The 14,556-nt window shown below is 71.0% G+C and carries 12 protein-coding genes and 1 pseudogene; 4 read left to right on the forward strand and 9 right to left on the reverse strand.

Annotated features, from left to right (window positions below):
- The first annotated feature begins 264 nt into the window (after nt 1–264).
- On the forward strand, nt 265–600 hold the full coding sequence (locus tag ACTMVF_RS11060) for a hypothetical protein (RefSeq protein ID WP_441270771.1): 336 nt from the start codon (nt 265–267) through the stop codon (nt 598–600).
- On the opposite strand, the gene ACTMVF_RS11065 is transcribed toward ACTMVF_RS11060, so the two are convergent.
- Nucleotides 597–1,460: a LysR substrate-binding domain-containing protein gene (locus ACTMVF_RS11065; RefSeq protein WP_441270772.1), complete on the reverse strand. Its 864-nt coding sequence runs from the start codon at nt 1,458–1,460 to the stop codon at nt 597–599. The genes ACTMVF_RS11060 and ACTMVF_RS11065 overlap by 4 nt on opposite strands.
- A 194-nt stretch (nt 1,461–1,654) precedes the next feature.
- On the opposite strand from ACTMVF_RS11065, the gene ACTMVF_RS11070 reads away from it, so the two are divergent.
- Complete coding sequence (locus ACTMVF_RS11070) at nt 1,655–2,698, forward strand: bile acid:sodium symporter family protein (RefSeq protein WP_441270773.1); 1,044 nt, start codon at nt 1,655–1,657, stop codon at nt 2,696–2,698.
- On the opposite strand, the gene ACTMVF_RS11075 is transcribed toward ACTMVF_RS11070, so the two are convergent.
- From ACTMVF_RS11075 to ACTMVF_RS11085, 3 genes and pseudogenes are all read right to left on the reverse strand, one after another.
- Nucleotides 2,634–3,872 (reverse strand): DUF4185 domain-containing protein, encoded by a 1,239-nt coding sequence (locus ACTMVF_RS11075; protein WP_441270774.1) that lies wholly within the window; start codon nt 3,870–3,872, stop codon nt 2,634–2,636. The genes ACTMVF_RS11070 and ACTMVF_RS11075 overlap by 65 nt on opposite strands.
- 19 nt (nt 3,873–3,891) lie before the next feature.
- Nucleotides 3,892–5,772: an exo-alpha-sialidase gene (locus ACTMVF_RS11080; protein WP_441270775.1), complete on the reverse strand. Its 1,881-nt coding sequence runs from the start codon at nt 5,770–5,772 to the stop codon at nt 3,892–3,894.
- A 132-nt stretch (nt 5,773–5,904) separates the two neighbouring features.
- Nucleotides 5,905–6,716 (reverse strand): annotated as a pseudogene (locus ACTMVF_RS11085) (quinone oxidoreductase family protein).
- Between the two features lie 100 nt (nt 6,717–6,816).
- On the opposite strand from ACTMVF_RS11085, the gene ACTMVF_RS11090 reads away from it, so the two are divergent.
- Entirely contained in the window at nt 6,817–7,254 is a 438-nt protein-coding gene (locus tag ACTMVF_RS11090; protein ID WP_441270776.1) for a MarR family winged helix-turn-helix transcriptional regulator, read from the forward strand.
- 19 nt (nt 7,255–7,273) lie between these two features.
- Entirely contained in the window at nt 7,274–7,798 is a 525-nt protein-coding gene (locus tag ACTMVF_RS11095; protein WP_441270777.1) for an isochorismatase family protein, read from the forward strand.
- 194 nt (nt 7,799–7,992) lie between these two features.
- Here ACTMVF_RS11095 and fdhD read toward each other — a convergent pair whose 3' ends face one another.
- The 5 genes from fdhD to ACTMVF_RS11120 are packed head-to-tail and all read right to left on the reverse strand — an operon-like array spanning nt 7,993 to nt 14,488.
- Nucleotides 7,993–8,847: a formate dehydrogenase accessory sulfurtransferase FdhD gene (fdhD, locus tag ACTMVF_RS11100; protein ID WP_441270778.1), complete on the reverse strand. Its 855-nt coding sequence runs from the start codon at nt 8,845–8,847 to the stop codon at nt 7,993–7,995.
- A 23-nt stretch (nt 8,848–8,870) separates the two neighbouring features.
- Entirely contained in the window at nt 8,871–9,731 is an 861-nt protein-coding gene (locus tag ACTMVF_RS11105) for a 2Fe-2S iron-sulfur cluster-binding protein (RefSeq protein WP_441270779.1), read from the reverse strand.
- Entirely contained in the window at nt 9,728–11,560 is a 1,833-nt protein-coding gene (locus ACTMVF_RS11110) for an NAD(P)H-dependent oxidoreductase subunit E (RefSeq protein ID WP_441270780.1), read from the reverse strand. Before ACTMVF_RS11110 ends, ACTMVF_RS11105 begins: the two co-directional genes overlap by 4 nt.
- 10 nt (nt 11,561–11,570) lie before the next feature.
- Nucleotides 11,571–13,520, reverse strand: coding sequence for a molybdopterin oxidoreductase family protein (locus tag ACTMVF_RS11115; protein ID WP_441270781.1), 1,950 nt, complete (start codon nt 13,518–13,520; stop codon nt 11,571–11,573).
- The gene (locus ACTMVF_RS11120) at nt 13,517–14,488 is read right to left on the reverse strand and encodes a 2-dehydropantoate 2-reductase (RefSeq protein WP_441270782.1); all 972 of its coding nucleotides are present in this window, start codon (nt 14,486–14,488) and stop codon (nt 13,517–13,519) included. Before ACTMVF_RS11120 ends, ACTMVF_RS11115 begins: the two co-directional genes overlap by 4 nt.
- Nucleotides 14,489–14,556: the final 68 nt, after the last annotated feature.

Below are 14,556 nucleotides of genomic sequence, written 5' to 3' on the forward strand. Positions count from 1 at the left end.
AGCGCGGTGAAAGCTACCCCACCCGCGTTTCGGACGGGAGGGGGCCGGAAATCGACCGGTGCTCGGGTACGCACTGGTCAGTGCGGGAAAATGCGCTCACATGGGGAAGGGTCGGACAGAAAACTGACGGTTGAGTAAGTTTCGGGCCCGTAATCTCCACCGAATCTGTACGACCCGATTACCCGATACGGGCCCTGTCGATCATGTCATCCCCGGTGTGTCGCCGACGCCTTGTCCGTCTCTTCCGTCGTCTCCTCTGTCAGCGTGCGGGTGGTCGAATCCGTCACTCCGGCCTGCACCGCGGGCTGCCTCCTGACCAGGGCGAGCACCAGAACCCCGGCCACCACGCCCGTCGAGCCCGCCGCCGGCCAGGGCATGAGCCGCATCCTGCGGCAGCGTGTCCCCCATCCGCGAGGTGAGCGCCGTGTCGTACAGCGCGATGCCGAGCGCGTACCCGAGCTGCTGGAAGGTGTTCACCGCACCGCCCGCCATGCCCGCCCGCTCCTGCGGTACGGCGGCCGGCGCGGCGCCCGCGACGCCGGGGGGGACCAGCCCCGTACGGCCAGCCGCGTCACCGACCTCTCCGGTCAGCACACCTAGCGCCGGTGCAACCGGTCCCCGCCCGCCAAAATCGCCCCCGCCAACGCCTCAGCCGCCCCCTGCGCAGCCGTCCGCCGGCGCCCGTGCACCAGCACGAAGTCGACCCGCCCCAGTTCCGGCAAGCCGACCCGCTCGGGCACGCGCGCCAGCCCCGGTGGAATCAGCCCCCGCGAGTGCGCCATCACCCCGAGCCCCGCCCGAGCCGCCGCGATCAGCCCGTTGAGGCTGCCGCTGGTGCACACGATCCGCCACTCACGCCCCTGCCGCTCCAGCGCCTCCAGCGCAAGGGCCCGCGTGATACCCGGCGGCGGATAGACAATCAACGGCACCGGGCGATCCGGCTCCAGGCGGAGCCGCTCCGCGCCGATCCACACCAGCCGGTCGTGCCAGACCAGCTCGCCCCGAGGATCCTCGGGGCGCCGCTTGGCGAGGACCAGGTCGAGCTTTCCGGCGGCCAGCTGTTCGTGCAGGGTGCCCGAGAGTTCGACCGTCAGTTCCAGGTCGACCTCGGGGTGGTCGTAGCGGAAGCCCTCCAGGATCTCCGGCAGACGGGTCAGGACGAAGTCCTCGGACGCGCCGAAGCGGAGCCGGCCGCGCAGCCGCGTGCCGGTGAAAAACGCCGTGGCCTGCTCGTGCACCTCCAGGATCCGGCGGGCGAAGCCGAGCATCGCCTCGCCGTCCTCGGTCAGCTCCACGGAGTGGGTGTCCCGGGCGAACAACGGGCGCCCGGTGGCGTCCTCAAGGCGTCGCACGTGCTGGCTCACGGTCGACTGGCGCAGCCCGAGGCGACGCGCGGCCTGCGTGAAGCTCAGCGTCTGGGCCACCGCGAGGAACGTGCGCAGATGGGAGGGGTCGTACACAGCACTCAGGCTACCGGCCGTTATTGCGAAACGTGATGACAGTCAGAGTGGTATGCCGGATTCCCGATCGCTGATCGCCGGAGCACGATGGAGAGGGCACGCCCGTGCCGGGAACTCGAGGTTCCGCGAAGGAACAGCCGAGTACGACAGCGAAGTAGTGGAGCACAGTGAAACGCCTGCAATGGCCGCGTTGGATGCCGATCGACCCGTACATTCTGCTGCTGCTCGGGACCGTGGGCCTCGCGGCCCTCTTCCCGGCGCGCGGGACGGCCTCCGACGTGGCGTCCGGTGCCTCCACGGCCGCCATCGCCTTCCTGTTCTTCCTCTACGGCGCGCGGCTGTCCACCCGTGAGGCGCTGGACGGTCTGAAGCACTGGCGGCTTCATGTCACCGTTCTGGCCTGCACCTTCGTCGTCTTCCCGCTGCTGGGCCTGGCCGCCCGCGGCCTGGTCCCGGTGCTCCTGACGCACCCGCTCTACCAGGGCCTGCTCTTCCTCACCCTCGTCCCGTCGACCATTCAGTCGTCGATCGCCTTCACCTCGATGGCCCGCGGCAACGTGCCCGCCGCGATCTGCGCGGGTTCCTTCTCCTCCCTCGTGGGCATCGTCCTCACCCCGCTCCTCGCGGCGGCCGTGCTCGGCAGCAGCGGCGGCGGCTTCTCGGCCGACTCGCTTCTCAAGATCGTGCTGCAACTGCTGGTGCCGTTCGTCGCCGGGCAGTTGCTGCGCCGCTGGATCGGCGGCTTCGTCGCCCGGCACAAGAAGGTCCTCGGGCTGGTCGACCGCGGCTCGATCCTGCTGGTCGTCTACACCGCGTTCAGCGAGGGCATGGTCCAGGGCATCTGGCACCAGGTGAGTCCGATACGGCTGGCCGGACTGCTCGCCGTCGAGGTGGTGCTGCTGGCCGTCATGCTCGCCCTGACCTGGTACGGCGCCAAGGCGCTGCGCTTCAACCGAGAGGACCGCATCGCGATCCAGTTCGCCGGCTCGAAGAAGTCCCTCGCCGCCGGCCTGCCCATGGCGAGCGTCCTGTTCGGCGCGCACGCCTCGCTGGCCGTGCTGCCGCTGATGCTCTTCCACCAGATGCAACTGATGGTGTGCGCGGTCATCGCAAAGCGCCGGGCCCACGACGCCGAGGTCGACGCCGACGTCGACACCGACGCCTCGGAGCCGGTCACCGCGTCGGAGCCAGCCGCAACGTCACGAACCGCGGTCGGTACAGGGACACGTTCCGGTTGAGCTGCGCCGCGGCGCCGCCCGTCTCCAGCCAGTTGACGTCGTAGCTGACGACGAGACGTCCGTCGTCGCTCAGCTCGGGGTGTGTCTGCGGGTTGTAGGCGGCGACCTGGCCGCCCTGTGGCAGCGCCGGGCTGAAGTCCTTCGTCGGCCCGTGCCACGGGCCGGTGGGGGAGCAGGCCCAGTACGACGTGACAGTGGTCAGCCCGTCGGTACCCGCGGCCATCGTGAACAGGACGTATGTCCCCCGCACCCGCACCACGGAGAACGCGCTGCCCACCCCCTTGCGCTGCCCGTCCCCGAGTACCGCGCGCGGCTGGGCCCGCCCGGCCTTGCCCCACGCGGAGCCGTTCCAGTACTGCCAGGCACCCGGCTCGGCCAGCCTGCCCTCGGGGATACGCGCGACGTACGCGTGCGAGGCAGGCCGGGACGCGGCCTGCCCGTCGTCGCCGCCGAAGACATACGTCCAGCCGTCCTGCTCCACCAGCGTCGTGCCGAACAGGACCCGCCGGGAGGCATCCGGCACCAGCTGCTGGTCGAGGACCTTGACGACCGACTCGACCCGCAGGTCGGGCAGCGAGAGCGTGGCGACCTCGGTGGCGGTGGGCACGCCGTAGATCCAGGGGGCCTGCCCGGCCGTGCGCACCCACAGCAGCACCCGCAGCACCTGCTCGGAGGAGCCGGGGGAGCGGGGCTCGACGCGGGCCGCCACCGGCCAGCGCCACTGGTTCGGGGCGGGGTCGGGGAAGAGCGGGGTGGCCAAAGTGCGCTCCAGGCGTCCGTCGCGCATGACGACCGCCGAGTTGCGCACCAGGGGGGCGGTCGTGTCCCGCCAGGTGTGGGACTCGCCGAACGGATTGGGCGGGGCGTACACCTGGCCGAGGTAGGTGTCCGAGAACAGCCACAGCAGCCGGCCGTCCGGCAGCCGCACCGAGTGGGTGCCGTCACCGCCGGTCCAGTCGTCGGTGCGGGAGGGGTCGTCGCCGTAGCGGGCGAACTCGGCCGTGAGGCCGTCGTCGGCCTTCCAGGACGCGACCGAATGCGGCGCGCACGTGCCACCGCCCTCCCGTTCGCCGTCGTCCGGGAGGGCGGTGAGCAGCACGGCCCCGAGAACCAGGGCCAGCAGGAGTCCGAGGCCGGTTGCCGTGCGCTGCCGTGCTCGTGTGTCGTCGGGCACGCCCGGGACGTTAGTGGCCTCAGCGCACCTGGTCCATGGGCAGCCACAGTACGGTGCCCTCGGTGGCCGAACCCTTACGGGCGGTGACCTGTGCCGCGGCGTTGATTTCCGCGTCGCCGAGCGCCCGGTTCCACACGTGGACGTCGTCGATCGCGCCGGTGAGGAAGGCCCGGCTGTCCATGCGCTGGCCGACGTGCACGCCGAACGGCGAGTTCCGGCTGACCGAACCGGGCACGTCCGCGGTGCTGATCGCCGTACCGTCCAGGAAGAGCGTCAGCTGTCCTCCGCCGCGCCGCAGGGCGAGGTGGTGCCACTCGCCGTCGTTGTGGGCGCCGGTGGCCCACACGGACGCGGTGCGCACGGTCCCGAACCCCTGCCGTGTGGTGATCAGGGCGCGCACCCGGTCGTTGTCGGGCTCGCCACGCAGCCAGATCTGGGGCTGGGTGGATCCGATCCCGCCCATCCACAGGAACGGCTGCTCACCGGCGGTGGCGGAGTAGCGGAAGAACAACGAGGCCGTGAAGTCACCGGTGCCGAGCGGGAGCCGGGACCGGTACGGCAGACGTACGGCGTCGTCGGCGCCGTCGAACTCCAGGGCGTCGCCCAACACGCCGTCCGTCTCCTCGGGGCCACCGAGGACGGTCGCTCGGGGTGCGCTCGGCGCGAGGTCGGGGGTGGTCGGATCGGGGCCGCGGCGCGGTCCGAGCCAGGCCTCGTCGAAGCGGGCGAAGCGGATCTCGTCGCGCGCGTCGACGGCGCCGCCCTCGTACATCAGCCCCACGGTGGACGCGTCGATGCCCACCATGTCGGAGTAGCCCGACCAGTCCGTGGTCACGACCTTGCCGCGATCCACGCTGTCCCAGGTGCTGCCGCCGTTCCAGGAGGACCGGATCATCATGGTCCGACGGCGGTCGGGATCACCGGGCGCGGACAGCAGGAGGCGGTTGCCCAGACGGAGCGTGGCGCCCTGGACCTGGGGCGTGTACAGGTCCGGGAGGTCGCGGAACGGGCCGGTGAAGCTGTCGCCGCCGTCGCGGCTGTACGTCTGGGAGCGGTGCCCGAGATCGGTGCCGTCCTGCTCCCGGCCGCTGATGAGGATCGTGCCGTCCGTGCGCTCGGTGAGGGTCACTTCGGACGGCTTCTGCCGGAAGGTGCCGTCGGCCGCGGCGATGGGCCAGGAGTCGGTGGCGCCGATCCGCCAGTGGTCGCCGCCGTCGTCGCTGACGATGAGGGCGGCGTGGTTGGCGGTGACCCGACTGCCGTCCCAGGTTTCGGTGTTGACGCCGAAGACGAGCCGCCCGGCGTGCTTGCCCCTGGTGAGCTGGATGCCGTGCACGGGGCCGGTGGCGTACCACGAGTTCCAGTTCGCGGGCAGTATCTCGTCGCTCAGATCGCGCGGCTCGGACCAGGTCCGGCCGTCGTCGTCGCTGTACTGGAGATAAGGGGTGCGCTCGCAGGGGACGGAGCAACTGCCGCTGTCCGTACGGCCCGGGTTGTACGTCTCCGCCAGGAGGATGCGGCCGGTCTCCCGGTCCACGATCGGCGCCGGGTTGCCGTGTGTGTCGCCGTCGCCCTCGTTGACGACCTGGAGCGGCCCCCAGGTGCGGCCACCGTCCGTCGACCGCTTGAGAACGATGTCGATGTCGGCGGCGTCACCGCAGTTGAGCACCCGCCCCTCGGCGAACGCCAGCAGCGTGCCGTCCTTGGTCTTCACGATCGCCGGGATCCGGAAGCAGGCGTAGCCGGGATCCTGGGAGGCCTTGAAGAGCACCTGCTGCTCGAACAGTGCTGTCCGGTCGGCCGGTTGGGACGGCGCCGAACCCAATGTCGCGGCCGTCGCCGTAGTGGCGACGGCCGCGACGAGGGCAGCTCTGAGACGTGCGCGAACTCTTGACGGCATGGTGCGGCCCGCCCTTCATCGTCTGGTCGTGCGTCCAGTCATCTGAACATTCGGACATCCCACGTCCAAGGTGCGCATCACAGACGTTAGTTGGGCTATCGCACCCATCACAAGAACCGTGCACGTGTCACCTCACGGATGGAGTACGACTTTCCCTCGGTTGCCCCGGGACTCGATCGCCGCATGCGCCTCGGCCGCCTCCTCCAGCCCGAACTCCCCGTGCACGGCAGGCTTCAGCGCGCCTTCGGCGAACAGCTCCCACAGCTCCCTGCGCCACCGCTCGTACAACTCCGGCTCCTCGCGAGCGGGGCGAGTGCGGCGAGGGCCGGGGTGAGCAGGTCGCCGCCGACCGCGTCGAGGACGTAGTCGACGGGGGCTCCCCAACTGCCCTCCCGGTACGCGACCACGTCGTCGGCGCCGAGGGCGCACGAAGTCCGCCTTGGCCGGATCGGACACGGCGCCCACGACCCGCCCCGCGCCCCGGGCCCGCGCGAGCTGCACGGCGAGATGCCCGACGCCGTTTGCCGCCGCGGTGATCAGCGCCGCCTCTCCGCGCTCGGGCCGGGCGGCCTCCAGTGCGCCGAGTGCGACCAGGCCGCTGCGGACGAGGGCGACGGCATCGGTGGTGGTGCGGTGGCGGGAATCGGGGAGGCCATGGCCTCGTGCAGCAGCGCGTAGTCGGCGTACCCGTGCCCGAAGCACAGGCCGGTGACGCGGTCGCCGGTTCGGAAGCGGGTGGCCCCGGCGCCCACGGCCACGACCCTGCCGGCGATCTCGCCGCCCAGCGGGACGGGCTCGGGGGCCTCGGTGACCTTGCGGACGACAGGGAGCGTCACGCCGATCGCCTCGCAGCGGACGAGGAGCTCACCAGGGCCCGGTTCCGGGGTGAGGGCCCGCTCCAGGAACAGGGGGCCACCGGCGGACTCGTAGCGGACGCGGCGCATCGCACCTCCAGAAGTCATTGGGGATACCAACGGTTTCGACGGCGCTGACGCTACCGACCAGTCGTTGGGAAGTCCAATGAAATCCCGATAGGGTGTCCGCATGTCCGAAGCCCCGCTCCTCGCGATCCGCTCCCTCCCCAGCTGGCTGCTCGGCCGTGCCGCCGCCCGGGGGCGTTCCCTGGTGGGGGAGGCGCTGGCCGCGGAGGGCATGAAGATGTGGCACCACGTGGTGCTCTCCGCCGTCCGCGACCTCGCCCCCGTCGCCCAGGCCGACCTGGGGCGCGGCGTCCAGCTCGACCCCAAGGACCTGGTGGGGATCCTCAACGACCTGCAGTCCGCCGGCCTTGTCGTGCGCGAGCCCGACCCCCGCGACCGCCGCAAGAACGCGGTCTCCCTCACGGACGAGGGCGGACGCCTGCTGACGCGCTGCGAGAAGGCGGCCCGCGAGGCCAACGACGCGCTCCTCGCCCCGCTCTCGGCGGCCGAACGTGACCGGTTCATGGACCTGTTGATCCGGATCTCCGGTACGCAGAGCTGACGGCGGATAACGTTCCGTCATGACCGCACCCCTCGCGCTCGAAGGCGCACGCACCGCCCTTGTGCTCGTCGATCTGATGGATCGCATCGTCGCCCTGCCCCTGGAGCCCCGCAAGGGAACCGAAGTCCTCGTGACGTGCGAGGAGTTGGCCGCCCGGTTCCGCTCCGCGGGGGCGACCGTCGTCCTCGTCCGCGTCGAACGCCCCTCGGTCGCCGAGCAGCCGCCCGGCAGCGGGCTGGTGGCGGGACTGCTGAAGGAGGGCGACATCGAGATCGTGAAGCGCACGATCGGCGCTTTCCAGGGCACGGGCCTGGACGACCGCCTCCGCGAACGCGGCGTCACCACCCTGGTGTTCGGCGGCATCGCCACCAACCTCGGCGTCGAGTCCACCGCCCGCGCCGCCGGCGACCTCGGCTACGAGCTGGTCTTTGTCGAGGACGCGATGACGGCGTTCACGCCGGCGGAGCACGAGGCTTCGGTGCGGCTCGACTTCCCGAGGCTGGGGTCGGTGGTGCGGGCGTCGGACGTGACTTTCAGGACGTGACCTTCACAGCCGCCTGAGCGGGCCGGCCGGCCCACACCGAGGCCGGGCAAGTGCCCACCAACGTCACTGGGCCGACGACCCCGGCTGAAAGCGCCCGTAGGCGACCGAGCCGTCAAACACAGCAGTGCCCCCTCGCGGCGCAGGGGGCGCTCCCCGCCGGTCGGGGGCTCCGCCGTCGTGTCGCGGGGAGCCGGTCAGGCCTGGGCGGCCGCGGTCCGCAGGGCGAGCCGGTGTTCGCCCGCGTACACGTTCATGGAGCTGCCCCGCAGGAAGCCCACCAGCGTCAGGCCCGTCTCCGCGGCCAGGTCCACGGCGAGGGACGAGGGTGCCGAGACCGCCGCCAGGACCGGGATGCCGGCCATGACCGCCTTCTGGGCGAGCTCGAAGCTGGCCCGGCCGGAGACGAGGAGGACCGTGCGGGACAGGGGCAGGTCGCCGTTCTGCAAGGCGCGGCCGACCAGCTTGTCGACCGCGTTGTGCCGGCCCACGTCCTCCCGTATGTCGAGCAGCTCGCCGTCCTCGGTGAACAGGGCCGCCGCGTGCAGGCCCCCGGTCCGGTCGAAGACCCGTTGGGCCGCGCGCAGCCGGTCGGGGAGGCCCGCGAGCAGGTCGGGGTCGAGCCGGACCGGGGCGCCCTCGCCGTCGTCGATGGGCCAGCGGGCCGTCGTACGCACCGCGTCCAGCGACGCCTTGCCGCACAGCCCGCAGGACGACGTCGTGTAGACGTTGCGTTCGAGGGTGATGTCAGGGATCGCCACCCCCGGGGCCGTCCTCACGTCCACCACGTTGTACGTGTTCGAGCCGTCCGCCGTGGCGCCCGCGCAGTACACGATGTTCTGCAGATCGGCCTGCTCCGCGAGCACCCCCTCGCTCACCAGGAACCCGGCGGCCAGCGCGAAGTCGTCGCCGGGTGTGCGCATGGTGATCGCCAGCGGCTTGCCGTTGAGCCGGATCTCCAAGGGTTCCTCGGCGACGAGCGTGTCCGGCCGGGTGGAGACGGCGCCGTCCCGGATCCGGATCACCTTGCGTCGTTCCGTGACTCGTCCCATGTCCCTGTCCCCACCAGTCCTGATCAGTCCCGGTTCTGTACGTGCTGGTAGCCGAAGCGACCCTTGATGCACAGGTTGCCGTGGGTCACCGGGTTGTCGTGCGGCGAGGTGACCTTCACGATCTCATTGTCCTGCACGTGCAGGGTGAGGTTGCAGCCCACTCCGCAGTACGCGCACACCGTGGTCGTCTCCGTCTGCGCCGACTCGTCCCAGGTACCCGCTGCCCGCATGTCGAACTCGGACTTGAAGGACAAGGCACCCGTCGGACACACCTCGATGCAGTTCCCGCAGTACACGCACGCCGAGTCGGTCAGCGGAGCGTCCTGCTCGACCGCGATGCGGGCGTCGAAGCCACGCCCGGCGACGGAGATCGCGAAACTGTTCTGCCACTGGTCGCCGCAGGCGTCCACGCACTTGTAGCAGAGGATGCACTTGTCGTAGTCGCGCACATACAGGTCGTTGTCGATCTTCGGTTCCTCGTCGAGACGAGCCGCGTCGGGGCCGAAGCGGTCCGGCTTCGCCTCGTACTCCTTGATCCACTCCGCGACCTTCGGGGTGGTCGACAGGTCGACCGACGACGCGAGAAGCTCCAGGACGATCTTGCGGCTGTGCCGGGCGCGTTCGGTGTCGGTCTTCACCTCCATGCCGGGCTCGGCCTTGCGTGAGCAGGCGGGGACCAGGGTCCGGGACCCCTCGACCTCGACGACGCACACCCGGCAGGCGTTCTTGGGCGTGAGGGTGTCCCCGTGACACAGGGTCGGGATGTCCTTGCCGACGGCTCGGCAGGCGTCGAGGATCGTGGAGCCCTCCGCCCCGCGCACGGGCTCCCCGTCGAGGGTGAACTCCAGCAGTCGGCGCGGGATTCCCAGCGGTATCGCGGTCATTCGTACGCCCCCAGACGGTCGATGGCGGATTCCACGGCGTTCCACGCGGTCTGTCCCAGACCGCAGATCGAGGCGTCCCGCATCGCGCGGCCGACCTCCCTGAGCAGGGCGATGTCATCGGCGGCCGCCGCACCCGTGCGCTCCACGATCCGGTGCAGCGCCTCCTCCTGCCGTACGGTCCCGACCCGGCACGGCACGCACTGCCCGCACGACTCGTCGCGGAAGAACTCGGCGATGCGCAACAGCAACCGGGGCAGCGGGACCGTGTCGTCGAAGGCCATGACCACGCCCGAGCCGAGTGTCGTGCCCGCCTCCCGCGTGCCCTCGAAGGTGAGCGGGATGTCCAACTCGTCGGCCCGCACGAAGCCGCCCGCCGCACCGCCGAGCAGCACCGCCCGCAGCCGCCCCCGCACTCCGGCCAGTTCCAGCAGTTCGCCCAGCGTCGCACCGAAGGGGAGTTCGTAGATGCCGGGCCGGTCCACACTCCCGGACACACAGAACAGCTTCGGCCCGGTGGACTTCGCCGTGCCGATCGCGGCGTACGCGGGGGCACCCCTCGTCAGGATGGGCAAGACATTGACCAGCGTCTCTACGTTGTTCTCGACCGTCGGCTTGCCGAACAGGCCCTTCTCCACGGGGAACGGCGGCTTCGAGCGCGGTTCGCCCCGGTAGCCCTCGATGGAGTTGAAGAGAGCCGTCTCCTCACCGCAGATGTATGCCCCGGCGCCGCGGCGGATCTCGATGTCGAAGGCGTATCCCTGCCCGAGGATGTCGTCGCCGAGCAGACCGCGTCCACGCGCCTGGTCGACGGCGTACTGCATACGGCTCAAGGCACGCGGGTATTCGCCGCGCAGGTATACGTATCCCTTGTGCGCGCCGATCGCGTACGCCGCGATCGTCATCGCCTCCACCAGCGCGTACGGGTCCCCCTCCATGATCACGCGGTCCTTGAAGGTGCCCGGCTCGGATTCGTCGGCGTTGCAGACGACGTAGTGCGGATGGTCGGGCTGCGACGCCGTGGCCTGCCATTTGCGGCCGGTGGGGAAGGCGGCGCCGCCGCGCCCGACCAGGCCGGAGTCGGTGACCTCGCGGATGACTCCGGCGGGACCGAGGCCGAAGGCCCGGCGCAGGGCGGTGTAGCCGCCGTGGGCGCGGTAGTCGTCCAGCGACGACGGGTCGACGACTCCAACGCGCCGCAGCAGGGTCAGCGCGGGATCCCCCGCCTGCGGTACGGCCATCGCGGCGGGCGGCTCCTCGGGCGCCGAGTCCGGCGCGCTCGCGGCAAGGACGGCGTCGTGCACGGTCGCCGGCGCCGACACCGCCGTACGCACCGGGTCGCCCGCCTTGATCGCGAGCGCCGCCGGAGCGCGTTCGCACAGGCCCAGGCAGGGGCTGCGCTCCACGCTCACCCCGCTGCCGAGCCCGAGCCGCGCCTCGATGCCGGCGCACAGCTCGCTCGCCCCGGCTGCCGCGCACGCGAGGTCCGTGCAGACGTGGAGCACGGTGGCGGGGCGTGGCTTGACCGAGAACATGGCGTAGAAGGTGGCGACGCCGTACGCCTCCGCCGGCGGCACCGTCAGCCGCCGGCACAGGTAGTCGAGGGCGCCCTCGCTGATCCAGCCGACCCGGTCGTTGATCGCGTGCAGCCCCGGCAACAGCAGTTCGCGGCGGTCCCGGGCCTCGCGTCCGCCGCGCGCCCAGCGCAGGTCGGCGGCCCTCATCTCATCGCGGGCGGCGCCCTCCCAGGAGGACTCCGGCGGGCCCAACAGGGCGTCCACGGCCGCCCGTTCGTCGTCCGTCGGTTTGCTGTCGCCGAAGTGCAGGTCCACTTACGTCACCTCAGTTCGTCACTACGGTCGCGACGGGGAGCTTCTCGATCCGGATCGCCGACGCCTTGAACTCCGCCGTCCCCGCGATCGGGCAGTTCGCCTCGATCGTCAGCTGGTTGGTGTCCACCTCGTCGGGAAAGTGCATGGTCATGAAGGCGAGCCCGGGCCGTAGCGCGGTGTCGATCCACACCGGCGCGACGACCGAACCGCGCCGCGAGGTCACCTGGACCTCCTCGCCGACCACGACCCCGTACCGCTCGGCGTCCTCCGGGCACAGCTCGACGAACTCGCCGCGCCGCAGCGGGGAGGCGAAACTCCCGCTCTGCACACCGGTGTTGTAGGAGTCGAGCCGCCGCCCGGTGGTGAGCCGGATCGGGTACTCCTCGTCGGTGAGGTCGACCGGCGGATCGTGCTGGACGATCCCGAACGGCGCCGGCATGCCACGCCTGGCCGGGTCCGCCTCCCACAACCGGCCGTGCAGGTAGGTCGGTTCGAGCTGATCGGTGCTCGGGCACGGCCACTGGATGCCCTGGTGCTCCGCCAGGCGCTCGTACGTCATCCCGTAGTGGTCCGGCGAGACGGCCCTGAGCTCGTTCCAGACGGCCTCGGCGTCGGCGTACTTCCAGTCGTGGCCGAGCCGCGCGGCCAGCTCGCAGATGATGTCGATGTCCTCGCGCGCCTCGCCGGGCGGGGTGACTGCACGCCGCACCCGCTGGACGCGCCGCTCACTGTTGGTGGTGGTGCCGTCGGTCTCGGCCCACCCGGCGGTCGCGGGGAGGACGACGTCCGCCAGCTCGGCCGTCCTGGTCAGGAAGATGTCCTGGACGACCAGGAAGTCCAGCTGCCGCATCCGCCGTACGGCCTGCTCGCTGTCGGCCTCCGACTGCGCCGGGTTCTCGCCGATGCAGTAGACGGCCTTGAGCGTGCCCTCCTCCATCGCCTCGAACATCTCGGTGAGGTTGAGGCCGTAGTGGGGCTGGATGACGGTGTCCCAGGCCGACTCGAACTTCAGGCGGGAGGCGGGGTCGAGGATGTCCTGGAAGCCGGGCAGGCGGTTGGGGATCGCGCCCATGTCGCCGCCGCCCTGCACGTTGTTCTGGCCGCGCAGGGGCTGCAGCCCGCTGCCGTAGCGGCCCACGTGCCCGGTCAGCAGGGACAGGTTGATCAGCGCGCGGACGTTGTCGGTGCCGTTGTGGTGCTCGGTGATGCCGAGGGTCCAGCACAGCTGGGCGCGCTCGGCGCGGGCGTAGGCGTGGGCCAACTCCCTTATGGCGGCGGCCGGTACGCCCGTCACCTTCTCGGCGAGGGACAGCGTCCACGGCTCGACCAGCGCCTTGTACTCCTCGAAGCCGCTGGTCGCCCGCTCGATGAACGCCTCGTTCGTCAGGCCCGCGTGGATGATCTCGCGGCCGATCGCGTGCGCCATCGGGATGTCCGTGCCGACGTTCAGCCCGAGCCAGCTCTCCGCCCACTCGGCGGTGGAGGTGCGGCGCGGATCGACGGCGTACATGCGGGCGCCGTTCCTGATCCCCTTCAGCACGTGCTGGAAGAAGATCGGGTGCGCGAAGCGGGCGTTGGAGCCCCACATCACGATGACGTCCGTGTGCTCGATCTCCTCGTACGACGAGGTGCCCCCGCCCGAGCCGAAGGCCGCCGACAGGCCGGCCACGCTGGGGGCATGGCAGGTGCGGTTGCAGGAGTCGACGTTGTTGGTGCCCATGACGACGCGGGCGAACTTCTGGGCGACGTAGTTCATCTCGTTGGTCGCACGGGCGCAGGAGAACATGCCGAACGCGCCGCGGGCCGCCGCCAGGCCGCGGGCGGCACGGTCCAGCGCCTCCTCCCAACTCGCCTGCCGGAAGGGCTCGTCGCGCGAGTCCCGCACGAGGGGATGGGTGAGCCGGGTGTAGGTCTTCGGGGTCCGATCGCGTTTCCTCGTGCGGCGTTCGTCAGAGTTCATGCGGCGCTCCTCAGCGCGAGCAGGTCCGAGATGGCGTGCACGGTGCGCAGGGTGGGCACGTCCACGCCGGTGATGTCCGCCAACTCGACGACCGCCGCGAGGAGCACGTCGAGTTCGAGCGGCTTGCCGCGCTCCAGGTCCTGGAGCGTGGAGGTGCGGTGGTCGCCGACCCGCTCCGCGCCCGCGAGCCGGCGCTCGATGGAGACGCCGACCTCGCAGCCGAGGGCCTCGGCGACCGAGAGCGTCTCGGTCATCATGATCTCGATGACCTTGCGGGTGCCGCCGTGCAGGCACATCTGCCGCATGGTGGCGCGGGCCAGCGCGCTGATCGGGTTGAAGGAGATGTTGCCGAGCAGCTTGAGCCAGATGTCGTTGCGCAGGTCGGGCTCCACCGGGCACTTCAGGCCGCCGGCCACCATGGCTTCGCTGAACGCGGCACAGCGCCCGGAGATGCTGCGGTCGGGTTCGCCGATGGAGAAGCGGGTGCCTTCCAAGTGCCTTACGACACCGGGCCCTTCGAGTTCGGTGGCCGCGTATACGACACAGCCGACGGCCCGTTCGGGCGCGAGCACCGCACTGACCGCGCCGTCCGGGTCCACACTGTCGATGCGGTGGCCGTCGTACGGGCCGCCGTGCCGGTGGAAGTACCACCAGGGGATGCCGTTCTGGGCGGCGACGACCGCCGTGGTGTCGTGCAGAAGGGGCTCGATCAGCGGCCCGCACGCCGCGTACGAGTTGGCCTTCAGGCCCAGGAAGACATAGTCGACCGGGCCGACTTCGGCCGGGTCGTCGGTCGCGTGGGCACGGGCGGTGAAGTCACCACGCGGACTGAGCACTCGCACGCCGTGCTGCCTCATGGCCGCCAGATGTGGTCCACGGGCGATGAGATGCACGTCGGCGCCCGCGCGATGCAGCGCGGCTCCGACGTAGGCGCCGATGGCACCGGCGCCGAGGACTGCAACTTTCACTTCGGAACGCTCCGTTCGGTCGAGGGAGTACCGCGGAGGTGGCTGGGAAGTTCTCGGACCGGCCAGAG

This window comes from Streptomyces sp. SD31 (assembly GCF_052068475.1).
Taxonomy (GTDB): domain Bacteria; phylum Actinomycetota; class Actinomycetes; order Streptomycetales; family Streptomycetaceae; genus Streptomyces.